This is a genomic window from Microbulbifer sp. CnH-101-G, from assembly GCF_052466775.1.
This window is the reverse complement of sequence record NZ_CP174292.1, coordinates 2,842,565-2,866,696: the sequence shown is the minus strand read 5'-3', so window position 1 is coordinate 2,866,696 and position 24,132 is coordinate 2,842,565. Positions and strand designations below refer to the sequence as shown.

Below are 24,132 nucleotides of genomic sequence, written 5' to 3'. Positions count from 1 at the left end.
ATCTATAAACTATATGCATCCCAAATGCAGAGTATTATTTCCTTCCTCGCTCTGAGTAATTAGGCTCAATTTACACGTCTGTAACCTATAGCGTATATTGCAACCCCTAATGTAGGAGTCTCGCTATGTTACAACGTCTCCGCCGGCCAGAAATATTATTGTTGCTCTTGGCTGCTTCAATGCCCCTTTCTTTCTCCGTATGGAATACTCTGCTCAATAATTTTGTAATTTCCAAGGCTTCCTTTACTGGAGCTGATATTGGTCTGTTGCAAAGCGTGCGGGAGATACCGGGCTTCCTCGCTTTCACGGTAATCTTTGTTTTGTTACTCATCCGTGAGCAGCGGTTGGCGCTTCTTTCGCTCATTGCGACGGGAGTGGGAGTCATGCTGACAGGATTTTTTCCTTCACTTACAGGGCTGTTACTGACAACCCTATTGATGTCCATTGGGTTTCACTTCTATGAAACTTTGCAGACTTCCTTAGCTCTGCAGTGGTTTCCCAAACAGACCTCGGCAATTTGGATGGGGCGTATGGCTGCGGCGGGTTCCTTTGCCGCGTTGCTGGCCTATGGGTTGGTTTGGTGCTTAATGAATTTGGCGGGATTGGATTATTCTTGGGTTTACCTGATTGGAGGTGGTACTACAGTCTTGGTTGCTTTGGTAGCTTGGATACTCTTTCCTCAGTTTCCCCAGCCTCACAGCCAGCGAAAGCAGCTGATCGTGCGGAAACGCTATTGGCTTTACTACGTTCTGACAATGATGAGTGGCGCGCGCCGGCAAATCTTTATTGTTTTCGCTGGTTTTTTGATGGTGGAAAAATTCGGTTATAGTGTGGGCGAAATAGCTGCCCTCTATACAGTGAACCACCTGCTTAACTTATATATTGCACCAAAAGTAGGCCAATTTATTGTCCGTTTTGGAGAGCGCCGTATTCTTACTTTGGAATATCTCGGCTTAATACTGGTTTTCGCTGGCTATGCACTGGTGGAGAGTGCGGCGATGGCTGCAGCACTCTATATTATTGATCACCTGTTCTTTTCTATGGCAATAGCGATCAAGACTTATTTCCAAAAGATCGTGGATGAACGTGATATAGCTGCATCCGCTGGAGTCAGCTTTACCATTAATCATATCGCTGCGGTTGTTATACCGGTTCTGTTCGGTCTGCTATGGCTCACCTCTCCGGCCATGGTGTTCTTTGCAGGATCTTTGATGGCTTTGGTCTCGCTGGGGTTGGCGCAGCTGGTGCCTGAGCAACCTGGACCCGGCAACGAAGCGCGTTTGGGGCAGAGAGTAGCTGCAACATAGCGGCACTCTGCTATTTTGGGTCCGGATTCTTTGATCGTTATTAGAGGTTGTATATGCGTCTAGTCCTGCTATTCATGATGTTTGCTCTTCCCCTGGGTGTTTTTGCGGCACCAGAACAAGTTTCTGTTGGTGAATACCGTATTGAATACGAGATCAAGGGGGCTGGTGAGGCTACTTTATTTCTAGAAGCGGGTGGTTCGGCTGGTATGTCTGATTGGAATCCAATCTATGACAAGCTGGCAGAGCACGCAAGAGTCATACGTTACTCTCGTGTTGGTAATGGCAATTCCACAGCTATTAGGAAGCATTTTAGTTCTGAGGATTATGCCCAGGGGGCTAAGACTTTACTGGAAGCTCTCGGTGTTAAAGGTAAGGTTATCTATATTGCACATTCCTATGGTGCAAATGTAGCTCGAACTTTTGCTGCGCAGTATCCAGAGAAATTGGCTGCCTTGATGTTGATTGAGCCATCTTCTGAGCACGATGTAGATATTATGCGTGCTCTGGATTTGGAGCTGGCTGAGAAACAGATTGCTCAGGTAAAACTGGATGACATGAAGAATGGGATGACGAATCAGTACTTGGACTTTTGGTCCAAGCGTCCCCTACCAGACTACCCGCAAATTCCCGATATCCCCGTTACTGTGATTGCTTCAATCAAGAAGTATGATGACCCTCAGCTACTCTTCTTCACCGATGAGGCTCGAAATATGTGGGGCGAGTTACACTCAAATTGGGCCCATGCATTTCCACAGGGGCGGGTGGTTCTGACAGAAAAGAGTTATCATTACCCTCAAAATGATGAGCCGGATATGGTGGTAAACGAAGTTCTAGCACTTATTTCCAGGGCTTCCAAATAGGAGGGGCTAATAGATGGAAAATACAGCCATATTATATTTTCATAGTCGACAAATTGCAGGTTTTTAACGGTAGCCGGTATTTACCATCTATCCCCAAGTCCTAAAATATAAGTCCTTTTATCCATCGAGCTTTTGCTGTGCTTAAAAAAATTGTTTTGGCTTTTTCTATGGCTGCTTTCTCTGCTGGTATCGTTTATGCAGAGGATACCAATAAAGTTCAAGATAATTTATCTGATGCAGATAAACTATTTGGGCTTTCTCTCTATTGGAAGGAGGTTAGCTATAACTTCGCTTTCTTCGACCAGGTTCCCGAGTTGGACTTCGATGCTAAGTATCGGGGATTTATTCCACGGGTTTTAGCAACCCAAAACACCTATGAATATTACCGCGAACTGAAGCGCCTCAATGCCTTCCTGCAGGATGGTCATACCAATATTTATTACCCAAAGGGTATGTCCTCCAGCTATATAGACTGGCCAGCTATTCGCTTAACTGAGGCCGGGCGTAAGGCAGTGATCACAGGAGTTGAAAAGGGGCTGGAGTCACAAATTCCACCTGGCTCAATTATTGTCGCGATCAATGGGCAGCCCGTGGAAGCTCATTTAAAAGAGCAGGTGATGCCATATATTGCCAGCTCTACTCAACATATTCTCTGGAATACTGCGGTTCGAGATGCTCTTGATGGAAAGCCGGGCAGCATGGCCCAATTCACTATTGAAACTCCTGATGGGGCGACCAAGCGTGTCCAGGTTAAGCGGGATGCACGGGGTAGGGAGATCGAATATGCCTCAATCAAACAGCCCGCCTCCAATGGTGAATTGTTTGAGTTCAAATGGATGGAGAATGATATCGGTTATGTAGCGCTAAATGGTTTTCATGATGAAGCGATTGTTGAGCAATTTAAATCTCACTACGATGAAATTACTAAGTCTAAAGGGCTGATTATTGATTTGCGTTTTAATGGTGGAGGTAATTCTGCCTATGCCGGAGAGATAATCTCTTATTTGACTGATCGGGATTTACCTGGCTCTGTATGGAAAACTCCCAAGCATGTTGCAGCTTATAAGGCCTGGGGTTCTTTTGCGGATCAGTTTGAAGATTTAGAAGAGTATCGTCCCTATGCAGAGGGTACTTCATGGGAATCTGGTGAGGGGTCGGGGGATTTAGTTGAGCCGAAGTCGGAGAGTAACCACATAGTACCAACTTATGTGCTGATTGGCCGAAATACCGCCTCTGCAGCTGAAGACTTCTTGGTGTATGCAGATTCTCTAGAACATTTCACTACTGTAGGTGAACCCACTTATGGCAGTACGGGACAACCTATGTTCGTAGACCTTCCTGGAGGTGGTACCTTCAGAGTGTGTACCAAGCGGGATACTTACCCTGATGGGCGGGAGTTTGTTGGCTACGGTATCCAGCCAGATATTCTTGTAGAGCGCACCCTGGATATTGTGCGATCAGGTGAGGACCAAGTACTGGAAAGGGCTTTCGCTGACTTGAAGAGCTCGATCAATGGCTCAGCTCTCTGACTGCATATTTATCGAACAGTTCTGACCTGCCTATGGGTGCTCTTTAGCTGTAGGGTAGGCTGGGCTACCCAGCTATTTAGGGCACGTTAAATAGTTGTGCACCGGTGGTTTCCTTCGCTGGTCAGGGTTGTTATTCCCTATTTCCCTATTTCCCTATTTCCCTATTGTGTGCTGGAACCCAAGTCTCAGCTGGGAGAGCTATGACCGTGTGAATTTGTCTTTAGATAAATTACCACTGGCCGAGATTGCCTGTTGGGCCGCTTCGCTGTTTAATGCTGGCTTTGGTTTCCGGCGACTATTCGGCGGCTAGAGGAAAGCGCTTGTCATCGTTTATAAGCCAATTAAGTGGTACGTTAGGGTATCTCTGAAAATTAAGTAACTATAAAAGTAGCTAGGAGTTGTACTTATGGCACAGATCAAAGCTTTGGATAAAAAGGCACATGCCAACCTGAAACTCACCCAGGACATCACTTTTGACCATGTGAGCAGCAATCATATTTTGCCGCTAGTGGTTCAGGAGATTGTTCAAGCGGCCCAGAGCTATCCGATCCTGTTCGTAAAAGACCAGAACACCGATCAGTTCAAAGTGGTTGCCCTCACTGGCCTGCGTCCCGGTGAAAACCTGTTCTCCGGCGCTGACGGCTGGAACGGCAGCTACATTCCTCTGCAGGTTCGCACCTACCCATTCGTGCTAGTGAAGAACCCAGAGAATACCGATCAGGCGGTACTGTGTATCGATGAAGACTCCAAGATGCTGAGTGAAGCCGAAGGTGAGGCCCTGTTCGACGGGGAAGGCGAGCAGACCGACTACCTGAAGAACCGTGCCCAGGCGGTGGTGGAAACTGCCCAGCGTGTGTCTGTTACCGAGTCTTTTATCGAGTTCCTGGTATCCAAGGATCTGCTGACCCAGAAGAAGCTGACTCTGCGTATTAACGAAGAGGATAAGCCCTACGACCTGACCGGTTTCTACGTGATTGACGAAGAGAAGCTGAACAAGTTGTCTGATGAGGACTTCCTGGAGCTGCGTAAGCGCGGTGCTCTGCCGGCGATTTACGCTTCCATGATGTCCTCCATGCAGGTTCAAAATCTGATTCGCAAAAAGCGCCTGAACTGATCCTGTAAAGCCCGGTGACTGCGGTTGCCGGGCGGTCTTTCCGCATTGTCTTTTCGAGATGCAGTTATCAGCGGTCACTTTCCCGCCTTGATCCCGCCTTACACTCGTACCACTATTAGTCCCTCTGACGTTTAAGTTCGCGAATAATAAGATGAAATTCCTAGCGCGGTTATCTCTCCGCTACTGGTTTGCTTGGTTGGTTTTGTTTTACGGAGTGTGGCTGTTCCTCGTTTTACAGGGGGATAATCTGGCCCTGGCATTGGAACATTGGTCCATGGCACTGGCCATGGCGCTCGGCAGCTATGCCGCCGGTTCCACGCCCATGGGCGGAGGCACTGTTGGCTTTCCGGTGTTGGTGCTGCTATTTGATATGCCGGCCAGTCTCGGCCGCGATTTCAGTTTTGCGGTTCAGTCCATCGGTATGGTCAGTGCCAGCCTGTTTATTCTCTGTCGGCGACAGGCGCTGGCCTGGTCGATGTTGCGCGGCGCTCTGCTCGGTTCTTTATTGGCTATCCCCGCAGGTATATTACTGTTCGCCCCACTGATCCCCGAATTGTGGGTAAAACTCTCCTTCGCAGTGCTTTGGGGTAGCTTTGGGGTGTTTCATTTATACCGCCTCGCTGAGATTACCGACTGTGAGCACAAAGGCGATCCGCAGTGCCCAACGGATTTTCGTGTAGGTTTTTTGCTTGGGGCTTTTGCTGGTTTCTGTGTGGTCTCCGTGACCGGCGTGGGTGTGGATATGCTGGTGTATGCGGCTCTGGTGCTTTTGAGTCGTGTGGATCTGAAAGTAGCGATCCCCACTTCGGTGGTGATTATGGCCTTCTGTTCTGTGCTGGGCGTGTTGGTGAAATCACTGGCCGGTGATTGGCAACCGGGGGTCTTTGGCAATTGGCTGGCGGCGGCGCCGGTGGTGGCCTTGGGAGCACCCCTGGGCGTTTTTGTCGTGAGTCTTTTGGGTCGCAAACCCACACTACTGATTGTGGCTCTACTGTGTGTTGTGCAGCTTGTGTGGACTTGCGTGTCTGAACGGCAGGCGCTGAGTGGTCTGGGCGGACCGCTGGTACTGCTGGCGCTGTTGTTGTGTCTACTGGGGTTTGAGTGGCTGCGCGCGCTGGGATTGCGCCGCGAGCACAGTCGTGGAGCCATCTCAGAATTTACGTCGGCTAAGGAGGCTGAGGCGGTTGCAATAGAGGAAACCTTGGCGCCGGGCGTTAAAGCCGGGTAGGGATGTTTGGTGGTGGCTGGTGCGCAATTGCGTGCCGGCAGCGATAAGCTGATATCAACGAACAAAGATGTCGGCTGACGAAGAATCTAGTTTTGAGTGCTGCCCTGGATCGGGCCTGCGGGATAAATTCTGTAAGATGGCTGGGGCGGAAGGATTCGAACCTTCGCATGACGGGATCAAAACCCGCTGCCTTACCGCTTGGCTACGCCCCAGTTTCAAGGTTCACAAAGAATAGACTTTGTGATTTGAAATGGTAGCAAGGGGGAGACTCGAACTCCCGACCTCAGCATTATGAGTGCTGCGCTCTAACCGGCTGAGCTACCTTGCCATTTCTTTTGTTGTCTCGGCTGTCCCGAGGGCGCGCATTATTAATCGATGGGCTGGGTGTGTCAATACTTTTTTTGTATTCTTTTCAGTTAGTTAGCGATTTTTTCATCTGGAGTCAGCGACTCTTAAGCGCGGCGCCCGGAGCGGATGGCGGCTAGGGCAGAGCCCAATACTACCGCGGCGGCACCACTCCAGCTGATCCAATTGAGCGGCTCTACCGCGATGTAATTGGGCCAGATGCTGCTTACCAGGGTGCTGAACAACAGTGTGATCACTGGCACCAGCGACAGGGTAGCGCTGACACTGGAGGCCTCCCAGTGGGCCAGGGCCTTACTGAAGGCACCATAGGCGATTAGGGTGTTGGCGGTAAGAAACGCCAGCAGTAACCAATCCAGCCAGCCCAGGTGGGCGACATCCAGTGGATCGGCCATCGGTAGGAAACACAGAGTGCCGGCGATATAAATCAATACCAGCAAGTCCTGCGGCGTGGCGCGGCTGAGGATTTTCTTCTGGAAAAAGCCATACACCGCCCAGGATATGGCGGCGATCAGGATCAGCCCAAGTCCCAGCAGGTAGTCGCTATCGGCACCGCTGCCCAGCTCGGTGAGGCGCTGGTTAAAAAATAACAGCAACCCCATCACCACCAGGGCCACGCCGCACCACTGTCGCGGCGAAAAACGCTCATCCAACCACAGCACACTGGAGATCAACAGCAACAGGGGCGCCAGCTGAATCACGATCTGTGCTGCACCGGGGGTGATGTAGTTGAGGCCGCTGGCATAGGTGAGATAGTTGAGCAGCAGTCCGGCCACGGCGAGCAGGGTGAATAACAGCAGGCCACGGCTGAAGAGTGTTTTCAATTTCAATTGCCGTGCACGGCCATAGTAGAGCCCCGCCAGCAGTGCTGCGCCGGCAAAACGATACCAAGTAGCGGTCTCAGGGCTGATATGCTCCAGAAGGCCTTTGAGGGCGATGGGCAGGGCTGCCCACATAAACACTGTAATCAGCGCCAGGGGCAGGCCGATCTTCCAGTTTGATTGCGCCATGGATTTTACGCCGCAGGGACTGCCTCCCCGGGTGGGGAGGCGAAAGATAGATGGGAGGGTATTAGACGTTGAAGCGGAAGTGAATCACGTCACCATCGGCGACAACATAATCTTTACCTTCCAGGCGCCATTTACCCGCATCTTTGGCTCCGGCCTCACCCTTGTGATCGACAAAGTCGCTGTAGCTAATCACTTCGGCGCGGATAAAGCCCTTTTCGAAATCCGTGTGGATTTTGCCGGCGGCATTCGGAGCGGTGGCTCCCAGAGGAATGGTCCAGGCGCGCACTTCCTTCACGCCGGCGGTGAAGTAGGTGTGCAGGCCCAGCAGCTGGTAACCGGCGCGGATTACCCGGTTCAGGCCGGGCTCTTCCATACCCAGTTCTTCCAGGAATTCCTGCTTCTCGTCATCGTCCAGCTCGGCAATTTCCGCTTCAAGCTTGTTGCAGATGGGCACGAGCACCGCATTTTCCTCAGCGGCGATGGCGGCTACGGCGTCCAGGTGTGGATTATTTTCAAAGCCGTCTTCATGCACGTTGGCGATGTACATGGTGGGTTTCACCGTGAGAAGGCTCAGTTCACGCAGGTCCGCCAGTTCATCTTCGGAAAGGCCGAAGGAGCGCAGCGGTTTGGCTTCATTCAGGTGTGGTAGGATTTTTTCCAGCAGCGCTTTCATCTTGATGGCGTGCTTGTCCTGCCCCTTGGCGGCGCGGGTAAAGCGCTGCAGGGCTTTCTCCACAGTGTCCAGGTCGGCGAGGGCTAGCTCGGTGTTGATCACTTCGATATCGGATACCGGGTGTACCTGGTTGGCCACGTGGATGACGTTGTCGTCTTCGAAGCAGCGCACGACATGGGCGATGGCATCGGTCTCGCGGATATTGGCGAGGAATTTGTTCCCCAGGCCTTCACCCTTGGAGGCGCCTGCAACCAGCCCAGCGATATCGGTGAATTCCATGGTGGTTGGAATCACCTTTTGAGGCTTGACGATCTCCGCCAGTTTGTCGAGGCGGGGGTCCGGCACTGGCACTACGCCGGCGTTGGGCTCGATGGTGCAGAAGGGGAAGTTCTCTGCGTCGATTCCCGCTTTGGTCAGTGCGTTGAAGAGGGTGGATTTGCCCACGTTAGGCAGGCCGACAATACCGCAAGTAAAACCCATGGTGATATTTTTCCGTTTGCCCGAGGCGCGTACCGCGCACTCTGCTAATTGCGTTAGAAGTCCGGTAGTGATTGCGCTGGCGGGAGTCTGGGCGGGCTGGTTAGCGCGGCCTCCGAATGATCCGGGCCAGCCGGGAAAATACCGGCAATTTGGCGCAGCACACTATCGAGATTTCCGGGACAAAAGGCAAGCCGCCCGGGGGGATCTATTTGGCGGTGTGCAGCGTTTTCATGGCTGCGCCCCAGTCGCCGTTGGCGGCGGTGGGCAGCACGTCGATCGCGAGATCGATGGCGTCAGCCAGAGTTTCCTGTTCCGCCCTGGGGGCGCGCTGGAGGACAAAGCGCGCCACTTCGCTGGCGCTTCCGGGGTGGCCGATGCCGAGTCGCAGGCGCATAAAGTCCCGGTTGTTGCCCAGTGCGGCAATAATGTCCCGCAAGCCGTTGTGTCCGCCGTGACCGCCGCCAGCTTTCAGGCGCGCGATACCGGGGGCCAGATCCAGCTCGTCGTGAGCGACCAGTATGGCTTCCGGGGAAATTTTGAAGAAGTTCGCCAGCGGGCCTACAGCCTGGCCACTGCGATTCATATAGGTGGTGGGAATCAGCAGCCGGACTTCCCGGTTGCCGATCCGCACACGGCCGGTGAGGCCGTGGTATTTGCTGTCGGAGCTGAGCTGAGTGCCGTGGCGGCGTGCCAGCTCGACAACAAAGTCGGCACCGGCGTTATGTCTTGTCCGGTCGTATTCCGGCCCGGGGTTGCCCAGGCCGACAATCAACTGGATCGGAGTATCCGGTGCCGCAGCCAAGGTGATTACTCTTCGCCTTCGCCAGCTTCTTCGGCTTCAGCTTCAACAGCGCCGCGAGGCTTGTGAATAGAAGCTACAACCAGGTTGTGGTCTTCGCCGTGGCTCAGATCCGCAGACTCAACACCTTCCGGCAGTTTCAGGTCGGAGATGTGCAGGATGCCATCCAGCTCCAGGTCCGCCAGGTCCACTTCGATGAACTCGGGCAGTTTGCCGGCAGGAGCATTGACTTCCAGCTCGGTCAGGGTGTGAGAAACGATACCGCCGGCTTTAACGCCTTTGCAGGTGTCTTCGTTGAGGAAGTGCAGAGGCACTTTCACGTGTACTTTGGTGCTGGCGGAAACGCGCTGGAAGTCAATGTGCAGCAGCAGTTGCTTGGCAGGGTGACGTTGCAGATCGCGCAGAATAACTTTCTCTTCTTTGCCGTCGACGTCGATGGTCAGCATGGAGGAGAAGAAAGCTTCGTTTTCCAGGGCCTTGAACAGGTCCTTTTGCAGCAGGGATACGGATTGCGGCTCAACTTCGCCACCGTAAACGATGCCGGGTACACGGCCTTCCAGGCGACGCAGGCGGCGGCTCGCACCTTTCCCTTCATCGCTGCGGGCAATGGCGTTCAGTTTGATATCAGACATGGGGTAAACCTCGGGTTGTCTGTCCAGAGAGACCTGCGACCGGACCGCTCTGGTGTTTATGTAAATTGGGCGTTTGCCCAAAAGTAATTGCCCGGCTAGGCCGGGCGGGCGCGTATTCTACGGGAATCGGGCCCAAACGCAAAGTGCCCCGGCGATGCGGGGCACTTTAACTATTTGCCGGTTGTCAACTGGAGACCCCTGATGGGGTGCTCTTAGCGGAACATCGCGGAGAGGGATTCCTCGTTGCTGATGCGGCGCATGGATTCAGCCAGCATGGCAGCCAGAGTCAGCTGGCGAATTTTCGGGGCTTTTTCCATCTTGTCACCCAGCGGGATAGAGTCGGTAACGACCAGCTCGTCCAGAACAGAATTGTTCAGGTTGCTGATGGCGTTGCCGGATAGTACCGGATGGGTGCAGTAGGCCACGACTTTTTCTGCGCCGTGTTCTTTCAGGGCGTTGGCGGCGTTGCACAGGGTGCCGGCGGTGTCGACCATGTCATCGACCAGCAAACAGGTGCGGCCGCTGACTTCACCGATGATGTTCATCACTTCGGCAACGTTGGCGGCGGGGCGGCGTTTGTCGATGATGGCCAGGTCGCAGTCGAGGCTCTTGGCCACGGCGCGGGCGCGTACAACACCGCCGATGTCCGGGGAAACCACAACCAGGTTCTGGTACTTCTGGCGCTCGATATCGTCGAGCAGTACGGAGGAACCGTAAACGTTATCCACAGGGACATCGAAGAAGCCCTGAATCTGCTCGGCGTGCAGATCGACGGTCAGTACGCGGTCGATGCCCACGCTCACCATCATATCGGCAACCACTTTTGCAGAGATCGGCACTCGCTGGGAACGCACGCGGCGATCCTGACGGGCGTAGCCGAAGTAAGGTACCACTGCGGTAACGCGGCCAGCGGATGCGCGGCGCAGGGCGTCAACCAGCAGGATCAACTCCATCAGGTTGCGATTGGTGGGCTGGCAGGTGGACTGCACCACGAAAACATCGCGGCCGCGCACGTTATCGGTAATTTCAACAGCGATCTCGCCATCGGAGAAGCGCTTGACCGTAGCTTCGCCCAAGGGGATCGCCATATGGTCGACAACCTTTTGTGCCAGTTCCGGGTTTGCGTTGCCGGTAAAGACCATTAAGTCAGCCACTGCGAGTTCCTTTAATTCTGTCTTGAAGTGAGTTGAAGTGTAGATGCCGGCATTATTTGCTAGCAGTTAGGATGCGATAGCACCACTTTTTATAGGGGGCGATAGTACGGGTAGCAAAGCGGGTAAATGTGCTGGCCGTCCCGGATCACCCAGGTGGTTGCTTTGATGTTCGGAGAGCCTCCGGGTCGCCGGCAGGGGTTTGCGCGCAAAGCTGCCTTCGACATTGTTTCTTTGAATTCGGGGATAGGCTTTTTGCAGCCCGTTACGGGTGGCCTTGGCCGGTTGGGTCAGTGTCGACTGGAACATGTCGGAACCGGATTTTTGCTGGTGCCACTGCGTAAAAGAAAATGGCTGGGGCGGAAGGATTCGAACCTTCGCATGACGGGATCAAAACCCGCTGCCTTACCGCTTGGCTACGCCCCAGCATCTTTCCTCAATCGCTTGAGGTTAATTTCGCGAGTCGCTGGTGTACTGGTGAAACCTGTACGCCGGCTGCAACAAAACCCTGCCATTTTCGCGGTAGTCTGGCAAGTGCCGTTTGGGCTGCTTGCTCAGTTTCGAAGGCGGCGAAAACACAGCCTCCGGTGCCGGTGAGTTGTGCTGGAGCAAATTGCTGCAGCCACTCTCGGGCATCGCGAACTTCAGGGTAGAGACTCTCAACGAGCGCCTGGCAGTCGTTACCGGAAAAAGCTTCCAGTTTTTTGCTGCTGAGTGGCTTTTCATTGAGCTGCCCCTCGCGAAGGGCCGCTAATGTAATTGCGACGGAATCTCTTGTCAAACGGGAATCGGAAAAAATTTTTGCAGTGCTCACTTGGCAGCCGGGAGCTACGACTAGATAGTGGCGTTTTTCTGTGCAAAGTGGTGTGAGTTTTTCCCCGACACCCTCAGCCCAGGCAGTGCGCCCGCGCACAAACACCGGTATATCCGCACCGAGTTGTCGGCCCAGCTCGGCGAGGCTTTCGATCGATAAATGACATTGCCAAAGATAATTAAGGCCGAGCAGTGTAGTGGCAGCATCGCTACTGCCGCCGCCAATACCACCACCGTGTGGCAGTTTTTTATTCAGGCAGATATGGACACCGGGAAGAGCGACATCTTGCTTCTGTATATTTTTACGAAGCAGCTGGGCTGCTCGGTAAACCAGGTTGTCCTGCTCGGGAACATCCAGAGTTCCCGCGTCGACGCTAATAACCCCATCGTCCCGCAGGGAGAATTCAAGGCTGTCGCCGTAATCGAGTATTTGGAAAAGGGTCTGCAGCTCGTGGTAGCCATCGGGGCGACGGCCGAGTATGCGCAGGATTAGGTTGAGCTTGGCGGGGGCGGGTAAAGTCAGCATGCGGGATGAGTGGGCCGTTTAATTCTGGTGGCACCATAATACCCGCATGCTAGGAGTTGGGCATTTAAAAACCCCACTCCTTGATCACCAGGGTCACCTGTACCGGTCCGGCGACACCGTTGGTCTGGGCTTTAATGCGAGTGGGAAGGAGGTAGGGACCGTTTTGGCGGTAATCGCTAAAGCGCAGCGACCAGCCGGATTGCTGCAGGCTCTGAAGCTCACCCCGGCCGTTATGTTTTTCTGCGCCTCTGGGGCCGGGCGCGGGAAGGCCACGCACCCAGTAGAACATTTCCTTGGCGGGCAGGGGCCAACCCAGAGTCTGTTGGGTGAGTTGGGCAGCGTCGCGGGCCACCACAGGGGCTTCATTGCCGCGCACCAGGCTGACACCTCCGGCGGAACCGGATATCACCGTAGTACCGGCACCGAGAGGGCCGCTCAGGTGAATACGAAAATTTTGCGGGCCGCTCTGCTGCCAGGTCAGGTTGGCACTGCCGTTATCAGCCGGAGAGCGCACACCTAGCTTGCCTTTAATACTCCACTGCTTGAGTTGGGCAACCGATGTGGGCGCTGCAGTTTCGCCGGGGCTTTCCGCCGCAGCGGGTTCCTTGGTCTTCTGACCGGCACAGGCGGAGATCAACAGGGTGAGGACTGTTACCAGTAGAAAAGAAAACTTACGGTTGGCGGCGTCAGTTGTCAGATGCATGTTGTTCCAGTGTTTCTTTGATTTGCAGACGTTTCATCGCTGCCGGGATGATCTTGCTCTCGGGGTTGGCGGTCAACCCGTCTTTCCAGACTTTGAGCGCAGCATCGCGATCCCCCAGAACCCAGAGTACTTCACCCAAGTGGGCGGAGATTTCGTGATCCGGCAGTTTCTCCAGAGCCCGGCGCAAATATTTTTCCGCGGCGCGATAATTTCCCAGACGGTACTGCACCCAGCCCATGCTGTCGATGATGGCCGGGTCCTCGGGTTCCAGTTCCAGGGCCCGGCTGATTAACTGCAGGGCCTCCTGGCGACGGGATTCATCATCGATCAACTTGTAGCCCAGTGCGTTTAATACCGTGGCGTTGTCTGGGTCGCGTTCCAGCAGCTTGCGCAAGTCCCGCTCAAACTCCACGCTATTGCCGAGCTGGTCGTTGAGCAGTGCGCGGGTATAAATCAAGCGACCGCTGTTGCTCAGAGTGGCTACAGCTTGATCAGCCAGTTGCAGCGCCATCTGTGGTTCGCCACTCTTGCGCAGCAATTCGACCTCCATCAGGAAAAAATGTTCTGCCTGTACGGGGTGTCGCTCGCGTAACTCGGCAAACCATTGGCTGTTTTCGAGGTGTTTTCCACTGGCTGCGAGCAATTTGGTGCCCGTGGTGATGGCCTCTACATAATCAGCTCCGGGCTCCACTTGCTTGAGATGCGCGGCGGCGGTGACGTTGTCGCCCTGTTTCTCCGCGAGCCCACCGAGGTAAAAGTGTGCCGCGGATTCGTGCTGCTCCAGTTCTAGTAGCCGGTCGAGTAAAGGTTTGGCTTCAGCGAGCTGGTTGGTTTCATAGTGGATCAGCGCCAGGGATAAAATCAGGTTACCGTCTTCTGGGCGTTGCTTGACCAACTCGGCGAATTGCTGGCGTGCGAGGGCCAGATCTTCGCGGATTAGCAGGCGCGCGTATTGCAAACGTAAACGGGTTTCTTCCGGGTAAATTTTGACTAAATTTTCCAGTAGCTGGATAGCTTCTTTGCGTCTACCCAAGTCCACCAGTAAGTGGCTCTGCAGCAGTGGGGCATCCAGCTGGTCTGGGTGTTGCTCCTGAACACGGCGGACCAGAGAGAGGGCCCGCCGGTACTGTTTGGCATCGCGCAGCACCATGGCGTGGGCCATGACTACTTCATCGTTGTAGGGGTAAATCTCGGCGAGCCGAGCGAATTCTGCACGGAGCTGATCGTCCAGTTGTTCGTGGCCGATGGCGGTGGCGGCGAGGGATTGCATCGGCGCTTTACCGCCGAGAGCCAGTGCCTTCTCCGCGTGTTTCAGGGCCTCTAAAAATTCCCCTGCTAGGGTGAGCTCTGCAGTTAGTGCCAGCTGGGCATCGGCATTATCCGGCTCCAGTTCGGCCCATAGCTGCGCTGAGCGCAGAGCGGCCTGACGGGCATTGAGAAAACGTGCAATGCGGGTCGCACGGGCTGCAACGCCGGCATCTTTGGTGACCTCAGCCTGGTGGTAGTAGTTGGCTAGAGCTACGTCATACTGTTCGCGGATACCGGCGACTTCGGCTACCAGCAGTGTGTAAAAGGTATCGATGGGAAAGCTGCGAGCTTCGCTCTCTTCCGCGGCGACAGTCGTCTGCTCATCGCTGCGCTGTTCCTCTGTCTGGTGTTGGGACTCTTCGCTAGTTGCCGGTTGAGATGGCGCTTGAGCACAGGCACCCAGCAGGTAGGCGAGTGATAGGCAGAATGCGCAGAGTGATGGAGCTTTGATTCTACAAGGGTTGTGCGGCTGACGGGATGGGAGCATAGATCGTATCCATACATGGCTGCTGCGGAGAAGCGGTGTAAGAGTGGCGCGTTTTAAACGTTTATCGCCATATAATTCTAGCCGTGAATCCGCTCCTGGAGTGCGGGCCCTGGGCCGGTTGCACAAATCAGCGCACAATTAAACCGTATCACCAGCTTGCAAGCGAAGCGACAGCCCGTGAAAATGCGCCCCCAATGCGGATGACGCGCCTCTAGATTTAGCCGACGGAATTCTATGCCAATTGTTACCCTGGGGATCAACCACGACAGTGCGCCTATCGAGGTGCGCGAACGGGTCGCTTTTGCGCCCGAGGTGATGCCCGGTGCCCTGGGGGATGCGCGCAAGGCGCTCGACTGCCGGGAACTCGCCATTCTCTCCACCTGCAACCGCACCGAGATCTATGGGAATGTGGAAGCGGAGCCGCTGCTGCAGTGGCTGGCGCAATACCATCAGGTACCTCTGGAGCAGCTGCGGGGTTGCAGCTATATCCACACCGGCGAGGAGGCGGTGCGCCATATGATGCGTGTGGCCTGCGGTCTCGATTCACTGGTCCTCGGGGAGCCGCAGATTCTCGGTCAGTTTAAGTCAGCCTACGCAGTGGCGCGGGAGTGTGGCAGTGTCGGCAGCGAGTTACACCGGGTCTTCCAGCGGGTGTTTACCATAGCGAAAAAGGTGCGCACCGAGACGGCAATCGGTGAAAACCCTGTCTCTGTCGCCTATGCGGCGGTGTCCCTGGCTTCGCGTATTTTTACCGACCTGAAGAAACAGACCGCACTGTTGATCGGTGCTGGTGAGACGGTGGAGTTGGTGGCGCGTCACCTGTTGGACCAGGGTATCAAGCAGTTGATTGTGGCCAACCGCACCCTGAGCCGCGCACAGTTATTGGCGGAAAACTTTGGCGCTGAGGCAATACTGTTGGCGGATATTCCCGAGCACCTGGCTCGTGCCGATATCGTGATCAGTTCCACCGCCAGCCAGCTGCCGATTTTGGGCAAGGGCGCGGTGGAGTCCGCCCTGCGCAAGCGCCGCCACAGCCCCATGTTTATGGTGGATATCGCGGTGCCTCGGGATATCGAAACCGAGGTCGGTGAGCTCGACGATGTCTACCTGTACAGCGTTGACGATCTGCGCGGTGTGATCGATGAAGGAATGCGCTCCCGTGAGCGCGCCGCCGAGGCCGCCGGGGAGATCGTAGATAGCGCTGCGGCGGAATTTACCAAAGAGGGGCGCGCCCTTGGAGCGGTGGACACGATCCGCAGCTACCGCCAGCGCGCCCAACAAATCAGTGGGACCGAGCTTGAGCGAGTACTTTTACAGCTCGATAAGGGCGAAGATCCCAGGCGCTTGATGGAGCAGCTGGCCCGCTCACTGACCAATAAATTGATTCATGCTCCTACGATCAGCCTGAGAAAAGCGACTGCGGATGGCGACCTGGAGCGGCTGCGTATTGCCCGCGAAGTGGTGGGGCTCGACGACCTCGCCGATACCGAATTAGAGAAAAAACAGAAATGAAAGAATCCCTACTGAACAAGCTGGAGAATCTGCAGGAGCGCCACGAAGAGGTGTCTGCACTGCTCGGTGATGCCAGTGTGATCTCCGATCAGGACCAGTTCCGCGAGCTGTCGCGGGAGTACTCCGAGCTGGAAGAGGTGGTCAAGTGCTACGGCCGCTACAAGCAGTTGCAAGAGGATATGGCGGCGGCGCGGGAAATGCTCGGCGAGAGCGACCCGGAAATGCGCGAAATGGCCCAGGAGGAGTTGCGCGAGGCCGAGGTTCAGGTTGAACCCATGGAGCGCGAGCTGCAGACCCTACTGCTGCCCCGCGACCCCAATGACCGCAAGAACGTCTTCCTGGAAATTCGCGCCGGTACCGGCGGCGATGAGGCGGCGATTTTTTCTGGCGATCTGTTTCGCATGTACTCCCGCTATGCGGAAAAACAGGGCTGGCGCATCGAGATTGTCAGCGAGAATGCTGGGGAACACGGTGGCTACAAAGAGATTATCACCCGTGTGGCCGGCGAGGATGTCTACGCCAAACTGAAATTTGAATCCGGTGCACACCGTGTGCAGCGGGTGCCGGAAACCGAGTCCCAGGGACGTATTCACACCTCCGCCTGTACCGTGGCGGTGATGCCGGAGCCGGACGAGCGCGACGCGATCGAGATCAATAAGGCCGATCTGCGTGTGGATACCTACCGCGCCTCCGGTGCAGGCGGTCAGCACGTTAACAAAACCGACTCTGCCGTGCGCCTGACCCACCTCCCTAGTGGTATCGTCGTGGAGTGTCAGGATGAGCGCTCCCAGCACAAAAACAAAGCCAAGGCGATGGCGCTTTTACAGGCCAAGCTCTCCAGTGAGCAGGAAGCAGCCGCCGCGCGGGAAATTTCTGATGCGCGCCGCAGCCTGGTGGGCAGCGGCGATCGTTCCGAGCGTATTCGTACCTACAACTATCCCCAGGGCCGGGTGACCGACCACCGTATTGGCCTGACCTTGTACAAGCTCGATGAAGTGATGCAGGGTGCCCTGGAAGAGGTGATTGAGCCGCTGCGTACCGAACACCAGGCGGATCAGCTGGCGGCGATGGGACAATAGTTGATGCTTTGTTTGCCGCTATTGGGTAGCACTTTCCTATGAGCAGTGTGAAGGACAATCTTTCCCGCAGTATTGAGCTCACCGATAGCGAGTCGGCGCGTCTCGATATAGAGGTGCTGCTCGCGCATATTCTCGGTCGCGAGCGCACTTGGCTCTATACCTGGCCGGAATACGAACTGAGCCCGAGTGAGCAGGAGGAATTGGATGCCCTACTGGCGCGACGTAAAAACGGTGAGCCGGTGGCCCACCTGACTGGCGTGCGGGAATTTTGGTCGCTCACTTTGAAGGTCGACGCTTCCACATTAATTCCACGGCCGGATACCGAATTGTTGGTGGAGACCGCCCTGGAACTCTGCCCTCAAGAGAAATTGCGCGCACTCGACCTGGGCACTGGTACCGGTGCCATAGCCCTGGCGCTGGCCTCGGAAAAGCCCGGTTGGCAGATAGTCGCCGCGGAGAAATCACCGGCCGCCCTGGCACTGGCCGAGGAAAACCGCAAACGTCTCGGCTTTGCCAATGTACAGATCCTTGAAAGCGATTGGTTTGCACAGTTACCGCCCCAGCAGTTTGGCCTGATCGTCAGCAACCCGCCTTATATCGATGCGGCCGATCCACATTTGGCCCAGGGGGATGTGCGCTTCGAGCCGCACTCTGCGCTGGTTGCTCCGCATCAGGGACTGGCGGATATAGAGAGGATCGCCAGAGGCGCTGCAGACTTTCTGCAAGGCGGTGGCTGGTTGATGGTGGAACACGGTTGGCAGCAGGCCGAGTCTGTACGGGAAATTTTTAGCGCCGCGGGTTACTGCGCGGTAGAGAGCCGCAAAGATTATTCCGGCTGGGAGCGTATTACTCTGGGCCGTAAAAACTAAGCGCTTCTACGGGTAAGCGCTGCAAAAAATTGCGTATCCCGAGGGATTGATAGGGAGGGAATCTATGCACGATCATGTCCACCACCGCACAGGCAACGGTGCCCTGCGTCCGTTAGTGATTGCCCTGGTCCTTACATTGGGTTTTTCCTTTGTGGAGGCCATTGGCGGCTGGTTATCTGGATCCCTGGCACTGCTCAGTGATGCCGGTCATATGCTCACCGACTCTTTCGCCCTAGCTCTCGGCGCTGTAGCGGCAGTATTGGCAAAAAAACCAGCGGACCGGGAGTTATCATTCGGCTGGGGCCGCGCTGAGGTGCTGGCGGCGGTCACCAATGGCCTGATTATGTTGTTGATTGTGGCGGGGATTGCCTTTGCGGCGATTGACCGCTTGCGCAACCCCCAGCCTGTACATGGTAGTACGGTGATGGTGATTGCCTTTGTCGGGTTGCTGATCAATATCCTTGCAGCCTGGGTGCTCTACCGGGGTGAGCGCACACTCAATATTCGCGGCGCCCTCCTGCATGTGATGGGGGATATGCTGGGCTCTGTGGCGGCGTTGATTTCCGGGGCGGTGATTTATTTTACCGGTTGGGTGCCGATTGACCCGCTGTTGTCCCTGCTGATCTGCCTGCTGATTTTGCTCTCTTGCGTGCGCCTGCTGCGCGACTCGGTGGATGTGCTGATGGAGCGTGTGCCGCGGGAATTGAGCCTGCCAGTGGTGGGTGAGACCCTGGCAGCTGTGGTCGGTGTGCGCTCGGTGCACGACCTGCATATCTGGCGCCTGGACTCCAGCACCATCTCCCTGTCGGCACATATTGTGGTGGATGATTTAACCGCCTGGCCGGCGGTGCTGGAGCGCTTGCGGGAGACTTTAATCAAACGCTTTGATATTGATCACATCACCCTGCAGCCGGAGCCTCTCGTACAGCCCCAGCCCAGGATTATCGACAAGGTAAGTAATCCACAGTAGAGGGTTAATCCTCGTCACCCCTTAATTCGGCGGTGCCATCGCTAGCTTCGCTCGCAGCATTCGTTGCCTGGGGCTGGGGCTTTTGCACCGGTGGTTCTTCTGCGACCACCTCTTCTGGAGGGCTGATTTGCTCCTGCGGAGCCTGGATGCCGATGTGGTAAGCGGCGAAGCCCGGTTGTACCACCTGATCCAGCGCCATGCCGAGGATGCGGCCGTTGTGCTGCGAGCGGATTTCCGTGCGCACATTGGTGATGGGATTGGTTACGGTGCCCAGAAGGTCTCCCTTACGCACAAATTCTCCCAACTCTACCTCGCTGAAAATAATGCCGCCGGTAGAGGAGCGCTGCCAGGTGGAGTTGTAGTACACGGGCTCCGGGTCTCCCCACAGGCGGAATTTATTCACCATGCCCAGCTGGTTGAGCAGTGTGCGAATCCCTTTCACACTGTGGCTGACCGAGCGCTCGTCCAGCACCATGGGGGCGCCAGCTTCCAAGGTTACTGTGGGAATGCCCGCCTCCACAGCGGCGCGGCGCAAGGTGCCCTTGGCCCCGGCGCTGTGCAACACCACCGTGGAGCCGAAGCCCTTGGTCATTTTCACGATTCTCGGGTTAGTCAGATCACCGCGTAACTGCGGCAGGTTAGTGCGATAAAAAGAGCCGGTGTGTAGGTCAACCACGGCATTACAGTGGCTGATAATCTCGTGGAAAAAAGAATTGGCGATCCGTGAAGCGGAGGAGCCGTTGGGGTCTCCGGGGAAGTGCCGGTTTAGGTCGCGGCGATCGGTGAGGTAGCGGGAGCTGCGATGGAAGCCCTGCAGGTTGACGATGGGTACGCCAATCACAGCGCCGCTCAGCTGCTCAGCATCCAGGTTGTACATGACCCTGCGCACCGTCTCCACGCCATTTAATTCATCCCCGTGAACGGCGGCGGTCAGACAGAGTACTGGCCCAGGATTGGCGCCGTTGACAACCAATACGGCGGTGGGACTGTAGACGCCCTCAAAGTGCTGGCTGGGGGACCAGGCCAGGCGGGTGGAAGTTGCCGGGGCAACTTCGGCACCGAGTAGGCGCAGGGGTTTGGCCTTTTCCACTTCCAGGGAAACATTCCCGGTTGGGGGGGCTTCTGGCGGAGTTGCCGGTTTTTCCGCGGGTTTGGCTTGCGCCTCTTGGTTTGTGGAGCCTGTTGGAGTCCCTTCGAACTCGCCGATGGGCTGGTCTAATTGTAGGTTTTCCGCCTGGGGCAGGGACTCCTGCGAGGGCTCTTCTGCATTTGCCTGCGGATTTTCATTTTGCTCTGCGACGCCGGTGGGTGGGCCCAGTTCGGTGATTACTGGTTGGTCCAGCTTTAAGTTTTCCGCCTTGGAGACTGCTTCCGTCCGATTTTCTTCCTGTACTTTTTCCTGCACCTTTTCTTGGGGTTTTTCTTGCGCGCCGCTGGAGTCACTCAGGGCCCAGGTCTGGGCTGAGGTCAATAGCAGGGCGAGGCTCAACAGGCGCCGGGGCCTGTTGGGAATAGGGCGCGGGATCATTCGGTAACTCCGGTTAACAACATGTGCGGGCAGTGCCGGTTATTGTTGTTGCCCGGCACGCTTGGGGACTTGGAGCGCCAGTATAGTCAAAGTGTTCCCTGGGAATGTGATCTAGCCCCTACTCCCCAGGTTTTGGCGATCGCCTTGCGGCTAGTGCGGCGCAGGCGTAGCGCCAAAAGGATTGAGGCAGTACCCAGGCCGATACAGACGCCGGTCCAGTAGCCATAAACCCCCCAGAAGTTTTCGCCCAGCCAATAGGCACTGGAGAGCCCCACCAGCCAGTATGAGAACAACTGAATATACATGGGCACGCGGGTGTCCTTGTAGCCTCGCAACGCGCCCCAGGCCATGGCCTGGGCTGCGTCCACCAGCTGGTAGGCGGCGCAGAGCAGCAGTAGGTTAGAGGCCACTGCGATAATTTCCGCGTTGTTGGTATAAGCCTGGACAAACAGGTGGCGAAAGGTGATCAGCAATACCCCGGTACCGAGGGCATATACCACACCGCTGCCGATCCCCACTTTACCGGCAAACAGCGCTCTCTTTGGGCGGTTCTGCCCGAGCAGGTGTGCTGTACGAATACTTAGAGCCTGTGCCAGTGCCAGCGCTACCAGGTAAAAAATTGAGCCGATACTCATACCAATCTGGTGAGCCGCCACAATGGCTGCGCCATAGGGGGCGAGTAGAATTGTTAGGCTGGCAAAAAATGTCACCTCACTGGCGGCGCCGACACACACTGGCAGCCCGACTGCCAAAAGGTGCCTCAAGATAGGCCAATCGGGCTTGGGTGGTATCAGTTTTAGTTTGAGCTGGTGATAGGCCGGATCTGTCGCGGCGTGCCAGAACAGGGCGATGGCGATCAGAGTACTGACCGCAGCGGTTGCCCAGCCGCAGCCTGCGCCTCCCATGGCGGGTATGGGGCCGGCACCAAAGACAAAGAGAATATCCAAAGGAATATTGAGTAGGGCGGCGGCCAGGTAAATACGCATGACCGGGCGAACCTGCCCCATACCCTCACAGTAGCCGCGCAGGGCGGTTCCCAAGGCGAAGGGCAGTGTGCCCACGGTGAGTGCCAGGATATAACCCTGCAATACCTGCCGGACTGGCTCTTCAGTGTCGATCCACTGGCTCCACACCGGAACGGCGAGTAGGGCGAGCAGCACTAATATGCCGCCGACCAAGCCGATCCAAAGCGCCTGGTGTAGCTGGGCGGCGCAGCCCTCTTCATCGCGGCCGCCGCGCAGGTGGGCGACAACCGGGGAAACCGCGGCGAGTAGACCGATAAGGGTAACCGCGCACACTGCCCAGATGCTGGAGCCCAATGCCAGTCCGGCCAGGTTCACCTCTCCAGCGTTGCCGGCGACAATCGTGTCCACAACGCCCATGCTCACCACGGCCAGGTTACTGACAACCAGGGGGCCTCCCAATGTGGTGAGGTGCGAGAGTTCGGTGGAGATGGCGCGTCGGTAAATCTTGAGCAAGGGAAAAACCAGATTAATTAAGGCGGAGCCTGTCGATGATTTTGGTATATCAGCCAAGTTCAGCCGGGGTTGGGCAGAAAAAAATAATCGGGCAGTCAGTTGTGCCAAATGACCTTTAAAGCAGGGTGAGGGGCTGTAAGGGGCTATATAGCACGGATATTCCGCCGCAAAAAAGGCAGATTATTCTACGGCCAATTCGCTTTTTCTCCCAGCCGCTACTGAGCAATATCCTCTAATAATCTGGCAATTTTGTGCGGTGTGAGAAAGATACATCCATGGCTAGCGTCAATTTCCCGGTAGTGCCACCCCGGAATTTTTTGCGCGCGCTCCCCGCTCTTATTGGCCGGGGGATAGTGGGGTTTGGTGCAGCGAATATAGGTGCAGGCCGGCCCCTGCTCAGGGGGCACTTTCATTTGGATGGGATCCAAATAAGTCTTCACCGGGTGCGGGGTCATATGACGACGCAGCCAATTTAATATTTCCTGGTCCTTAATTCCTAACTGAGCTGGGTCCATGGGTAAAAAGCAGCGGGTACCACAAATCTCTTTGGCCTCTGCCAGGCGTTTCTCTCGTAAATTTTCTGGCAATTGTTCGATAAACGCTTGGTTGGGCTTGGGGATAGCTCCATCCAAGTAAACGAGATGGCGAATGCGTTCGGGAAGCGCGTCAGCGGCGCCTGCGGCTGCCATGCCCCCAAAACTGTGCCCCACTAAAATCACCTGGTTTAGCTCCTCGAACTCGATCACATTCACCAGATCCTGGATAAAGGTATCCATACCAATCGAGGGTGAAAGTAAGTGATTTCTCTCCCCCAGGCCTGTCTGGGTGGGGGTGAACACTCGATGTCCGCCGGCAATCAGCAGCCTGGCCACGGGCGCCCAGCACCATCCCCCAAGAAATAAGCCATGTACCAATAGGTAGGTATTCACTTTGTACTGACCCCATCCCGTCACCTGCAAGAACAAGCTTAGTCAGAGGCACTGTAAGAGATGCCTGGGTCGCTCGACTAAAGTGAACACATACACTGAAGAGAGGGTGATAAGGATGGTCCTGTTATGAATACCCTGGGTCGTTGGTATGGTTGCTTTGTGCACTGGGTTCAGAAGATCGACTGGCTGGGACCACTGGCATTGCGAATTTACTTGGCGCCGATTTTTATTTTGGCCGGGCTCAACAAAATGGGGGATATCGACAGCGTGGCCGCCTGGTTTGGCAATCCGGACTGGGGGCTGGGCCTACCGGCCCCCCTGTTCATGGCCTGGGCGGCGGCGCTGACGGAGTTTTTTGGCGGCATTGCCATACTCCTGGGCTTCGCCACCCGGCTGGTGGCAATCCCCCTGATGTTTGTGATGGCGGTGGCTGCGGCCACTGCACACTGGGAGAATGGCTGGTCAGCTTTGCCGGATAAAACCCTGATGGCCCCCTGGGAGTGGCGTGAGGATCTGATTGATGAGGCCATTACCCGCAAGGAGAAAGCCATAGAGTTATTAAAAGAGCATGGTAACTATGAATGGTTGTCAGAGACCGGCGGCTTCACAGTCCTGAAGAATGGTATTGAGTTTTCGGCGACTTACTTCATTATGCTGTTGGTACTTCTGTGCAGTGGGGCCGGGCGTTTCTTCAGTATTGATTATTGGCTGTGCCGCCACTGTAGCGGGCGAGAATCCACATAGAGTGGTGGTATACTCGCCGATTATTTGAACATTTGAGCGA

At 55.6% G+C, this 24,132-nt stretch carries 21 protein-coding genes and 3 tRNA genes; 10 read left to right on the top strand and 14 right to left on the bottom strand.

Translation table 11 applies throughout. The annotated features are described in order from the left end of the window. Positions 1 to 125: 125 nt before the first annotated feature. The 5 genes from ACJJID_RS12670 (at position 126) to ACJJID_RS12650 (ending at position 6,038) form a co-directional block, all read left to right on the top strand. A complete protein-coding gene (locus ACJJID_RS12670) occupies positions 126 to 1,307 on the top strand; it encodes an MFS transporter (protein ID WP_444919792.1) in 1,182 nt (393 codons plus the stop codon). 53 nt (positions 1,308 to 1,360) lie between these two features. After that, positions 1,361 to 2,167, top strand: a complete 807-nt coding sequence (locus ACJJID_RS12665) for an alpha/beta fold hydrolase (protein WP_444919791.1) — start codon at positions 1,361 to 1,363, stop codon at positions 2,165 to 2,167. 137 nt (positions 2,168 to 2,304) lie between these two features. After that, positions 2,305 to 3,696, top strand: a complete 1,392-nt coding sequence (locus tag ACJJID_RS12660; protein ID WP_444919790.1) for a S41 family peptidase — start codon at positions 2,305 to 2,307, stop codon at positions 3,694 to 3,696. 406 nt (positions 3,697 to 4,102) lie between these two features. Further along, the gene (locus ACJJID_RS12655; protein ID WP_444919789.1) at positions 4,103 to 4,810 is read left to right on the top strand and encodes a SapC family protein; all 708 of its coding nucleotides are present in this window, start codon (positions 4,103 to 4,105) and stop codon (positions 4,808 to 4,810) included. 151 nt (positions 4,811 to 4,961) lie between these two features. Then, positions 4,962 to 6,038 (top strand): sulfite exporter TauE/SafE family protein, encoded by a 1,077-nt coding sequence (locus ACJJID_RS12650; protein ID WP_444919788.1) that lies wholly within the window; start codon positions 4,962 to 4,964, stop codon positions 6,036 to 6,038. Positions 6,039 to 6,175: 137 nt separating this feature from the next. On the opposite strand, the gene ACJJID_RS12645 is transcribed toward ACJJID_RS12650, so the two are convergent. The 11 genes from ACJJID_RS12645 to ACJJID_RS12595 all read right to left on the bottom strand — a co-directional run bounded on the left by ACJJID_RS12645 (position 6,176) and on the right by ACJJID_RS12595 (position 14,983). After that, positions 6,176 to 6,250: transfer RNA gene (locus tag ACJJID_RS12645), tRNA-Gln, on the bottom strand. Positions 6,251 to 6,289: 39 nt separating this feature from the next. After that, a tRNA-Met gene (locus ACJJID_RS12640) sits at positions 6,290 to 6,366 on the bottom strand. Positions 6,367 to 6,490: 124 nt separating this feature from the next. Beyond that, positions 6,491 to 7,411, bottom strand: a complete 921-nt coding sequence (locus tag ACJJID_RS12635; RefSeq protein WP_444919787.1) for a DMT family transporter — start codon at positions 7,409 to 7,411, stop codon at positions 6,491 to 6,493. 61 nt (positions 7,412 to 7,472) lie between these two features. Beyond that, complete coding sequence (gene ychF / locus ACJJID_RS12630) at positions 7,473 to 8,564, bottom strand: redox-regulated ATPase YchF (RefSeq protein ID WP_152454601.1); 1,092 nt, start codon at positions 8,562 to 8,564, stop codon at positions 7,473 to 7,475. Between the two features lie 205 nt (positions 8,565 to 8,769). Further along, entirely contained in the window at positions 8,770 to 9,366 is a 597-nt protein-coding gene (gene pth / locus ACJJID_RS12625) for an aminoacyl-tRNA hydrolase (protein WP_444919786.1), read from the bottom strand. 5 nt (positions 9,367 to 9,371) lie between these two features. Beyond that, the gene (locus tag ACJJID_RS12620; RefSeq protein WP_152454599.1) at positions 9,372 to 9,995 is read right to left on the bottom strand and encodes a 50S ribosomal protein L25/general stress protein Ctc; all 624 of its coding nucleotides are present in this window, start codon (positions 9,993 to 9,995) and stop codon (positions 9,372 to 9,374) included. 212 nt (positions 9,996 to 10,207) lie between these two features. Then, positions 10,208 to 11,137 carry a ribose-phosphate pyrophosphokinase gene (locus ACJJID_RS12615; protein ID WP_444922630.1) on the bottom strand — a complete coding sequence of 310 codons (930 nt, stop codon included), beginning with the start codon at positions 11,135 to 11,137 and terminating at the stop codon, positions 10,208 to 10,210. Between the two features lie 360 nt (positions 11,138 to 11,497). Then, positions 11,498 to 11,572, bottom strand: a tRNA-Gln gene (locus ACJJID_RS12610). Between the two features lie 10 nt (positions 11,573 to 11,582). Further along, positions 11,583 to 12,485, bottom strand: a complete 903-nt coding sequence (ispE, locus tag ACJJID_RS12605; RefSeq protein ID WP_444919785.1) for a 4-(cytidine 5'-diphospho)-2-C-methyl-D-erythritol kinase — start codon at positions 12,483 to 12,485, stop codon at positions 11,583 to 11,585. 64 nt (positions 12,486 to 12,549) lie between these two features. After that, positions 12,550 to 13,188: a lipoprotein insertase outer membrane protein LolB gene (lolB, locus tag ACJJID_RS12600; RefSeq protein ID WP_444919784.1), complete on the bottom strand. Its 639-nt coding sequence runs from the start codon at positions 13,186 to 13,188 to the stop codon at positions 12,550 to 12,552. Continuing rightward, positions 13,172 to 14,983 (bottom strand): tetratricopeptide repeat protein, encoded by a 1,812-nt coding sequence (locus ACJJID_RS12595; protein ID WP_444919783.1) that lies wholly within the window; start codon positions 14,981 to 14,983, stop codon positions 13,172 to 13,174. Before ACJJID_RS12595 ends, lolB begins: the two co-directional genes overlap by 17 nt. Before the next feature lie 234 nt (positions 14,984 to 15,217). Here ACJJID_RS12595 and hemA point away from each other — a divergent pair, with 234 nt between their 5' ends. From hemA to ACJJID_RS12575, 4 genes are all read left to right on the top strand, one after another. Then, positions 15,218 to 16,495, top strand: a complete 1,278-nt coding sequence (hemA, locus tag ACJJID_RS12590; RefSeq protein WP_152454595.1) for a glutamyl-tRNA reductase — start codon at positions 15,218 to 15,220, stop codon at positions 16,493 to 16,495. Next, the gene (gene prfA, locus ACJJID_RS12585; protein ID WP_152454594.1) at positions 16,492 to 17,574 is read left to right on the top strand and encodes a peptide chain release factor 1; all 1,083 of its coding nucleotides are present in this window, start codon (positions 16,492 to 16,494) and stop codon (positions 17,572 to 17,574) included. The genes hemA and prfA overlap by 4 nt, the downstream gene beginning before the upstream one ends. A 38-nt stretch (positions 17,575 to 17,612) precedes the next feature. Then, positions 17,613 to 18,443 (top strand): peptide chain release factor N(5)-glutamine methyltransferase, encoded by an 831-nt coding sequence (gene prmC, locus ACJJID_RS12580; protein WP_444919782.1) that lies wholly within the window; start codon positions 17,613 to 17,615, stop codon positions 18,441 to 18,443. A 64-nt stretch (positions 18,444 to 18,507) separates the two neighbouring features. After that, a complete protein-coding gene (locus ACJJID_RS12575) occupies positions 18,508 to 19,413 on the top strand; it encodes a cation diffusion facilitator family transporter (RefSeq protein WP_444919781.1) in 906 nt (301 codons plus the stop codon). 4 nt (positions 19,414 to 19,417) lie between these two features. On the opposite strand, the gene ACJJID_RS12570 is transcribed toward ACJJID_RS12575, so the two are convergent. The 3 genes from ACJJID_RS12570 to ACJJID_RS12560 form a co-directional block, all read right to left on the bottom strand. After that, positions 19,418 to 20,941: a succinylglutamate desuccinylase/aspartoacylase family protein gene (locus tag ACJJID_RS12570; protein ID WP_444919780.1), complete on the bottom strand. Its 1,524-nt coding sequence runs from the start codon at positions 20,939 to 20,941 to the stop codon at positions 19,418 to 19,420. Positions 20,942 to 21,027: 86 nt separating this feature from the next. Beyond that, the gene (locus ACJJID_RS12565) at positions 21,028 to 22,419 is read right to left on the bottom strand and encodes an MATE family efflux transporter (protein ID WP_444919779.1); all 1,392 of its coding nucleotides are present in this window, start codon (positions 22,417 to 22,419) and stop codon (positions 21,028 to 21,030) included. 215 nt (positions 22,420 to 22,634) lie between these two features. Then, entirely contained in the window at positions 22,635 to 23,348 is a 714-nt protein-coding gene (locus ACJJID_RS12560; protein ID WP_444919778.1) for an alpha/beta fold hydrolase, read from the bottom strand. Positions 23,349 to 23,474: 126 nt separating this feature from the next. On the opposite strand from ACJJID_RS12560, the gene ACJJID_RS12555 reads away from it, so the two are divergent. Next, positions 23,475 to 24,092: an HvfX family Cu-binding RiPP maturation protein gene (locus ACJJID_RS12555; RefSeq protein WP_444919777.1), complete on the top strand. Its 618-nt coding sequence runs from the start codon at positions 23,475 to 23,477 to the stop codon at positions 24,090 to 24,092. Positions 24,093 to 24,132: the final 40 nt, after the last annotated feature.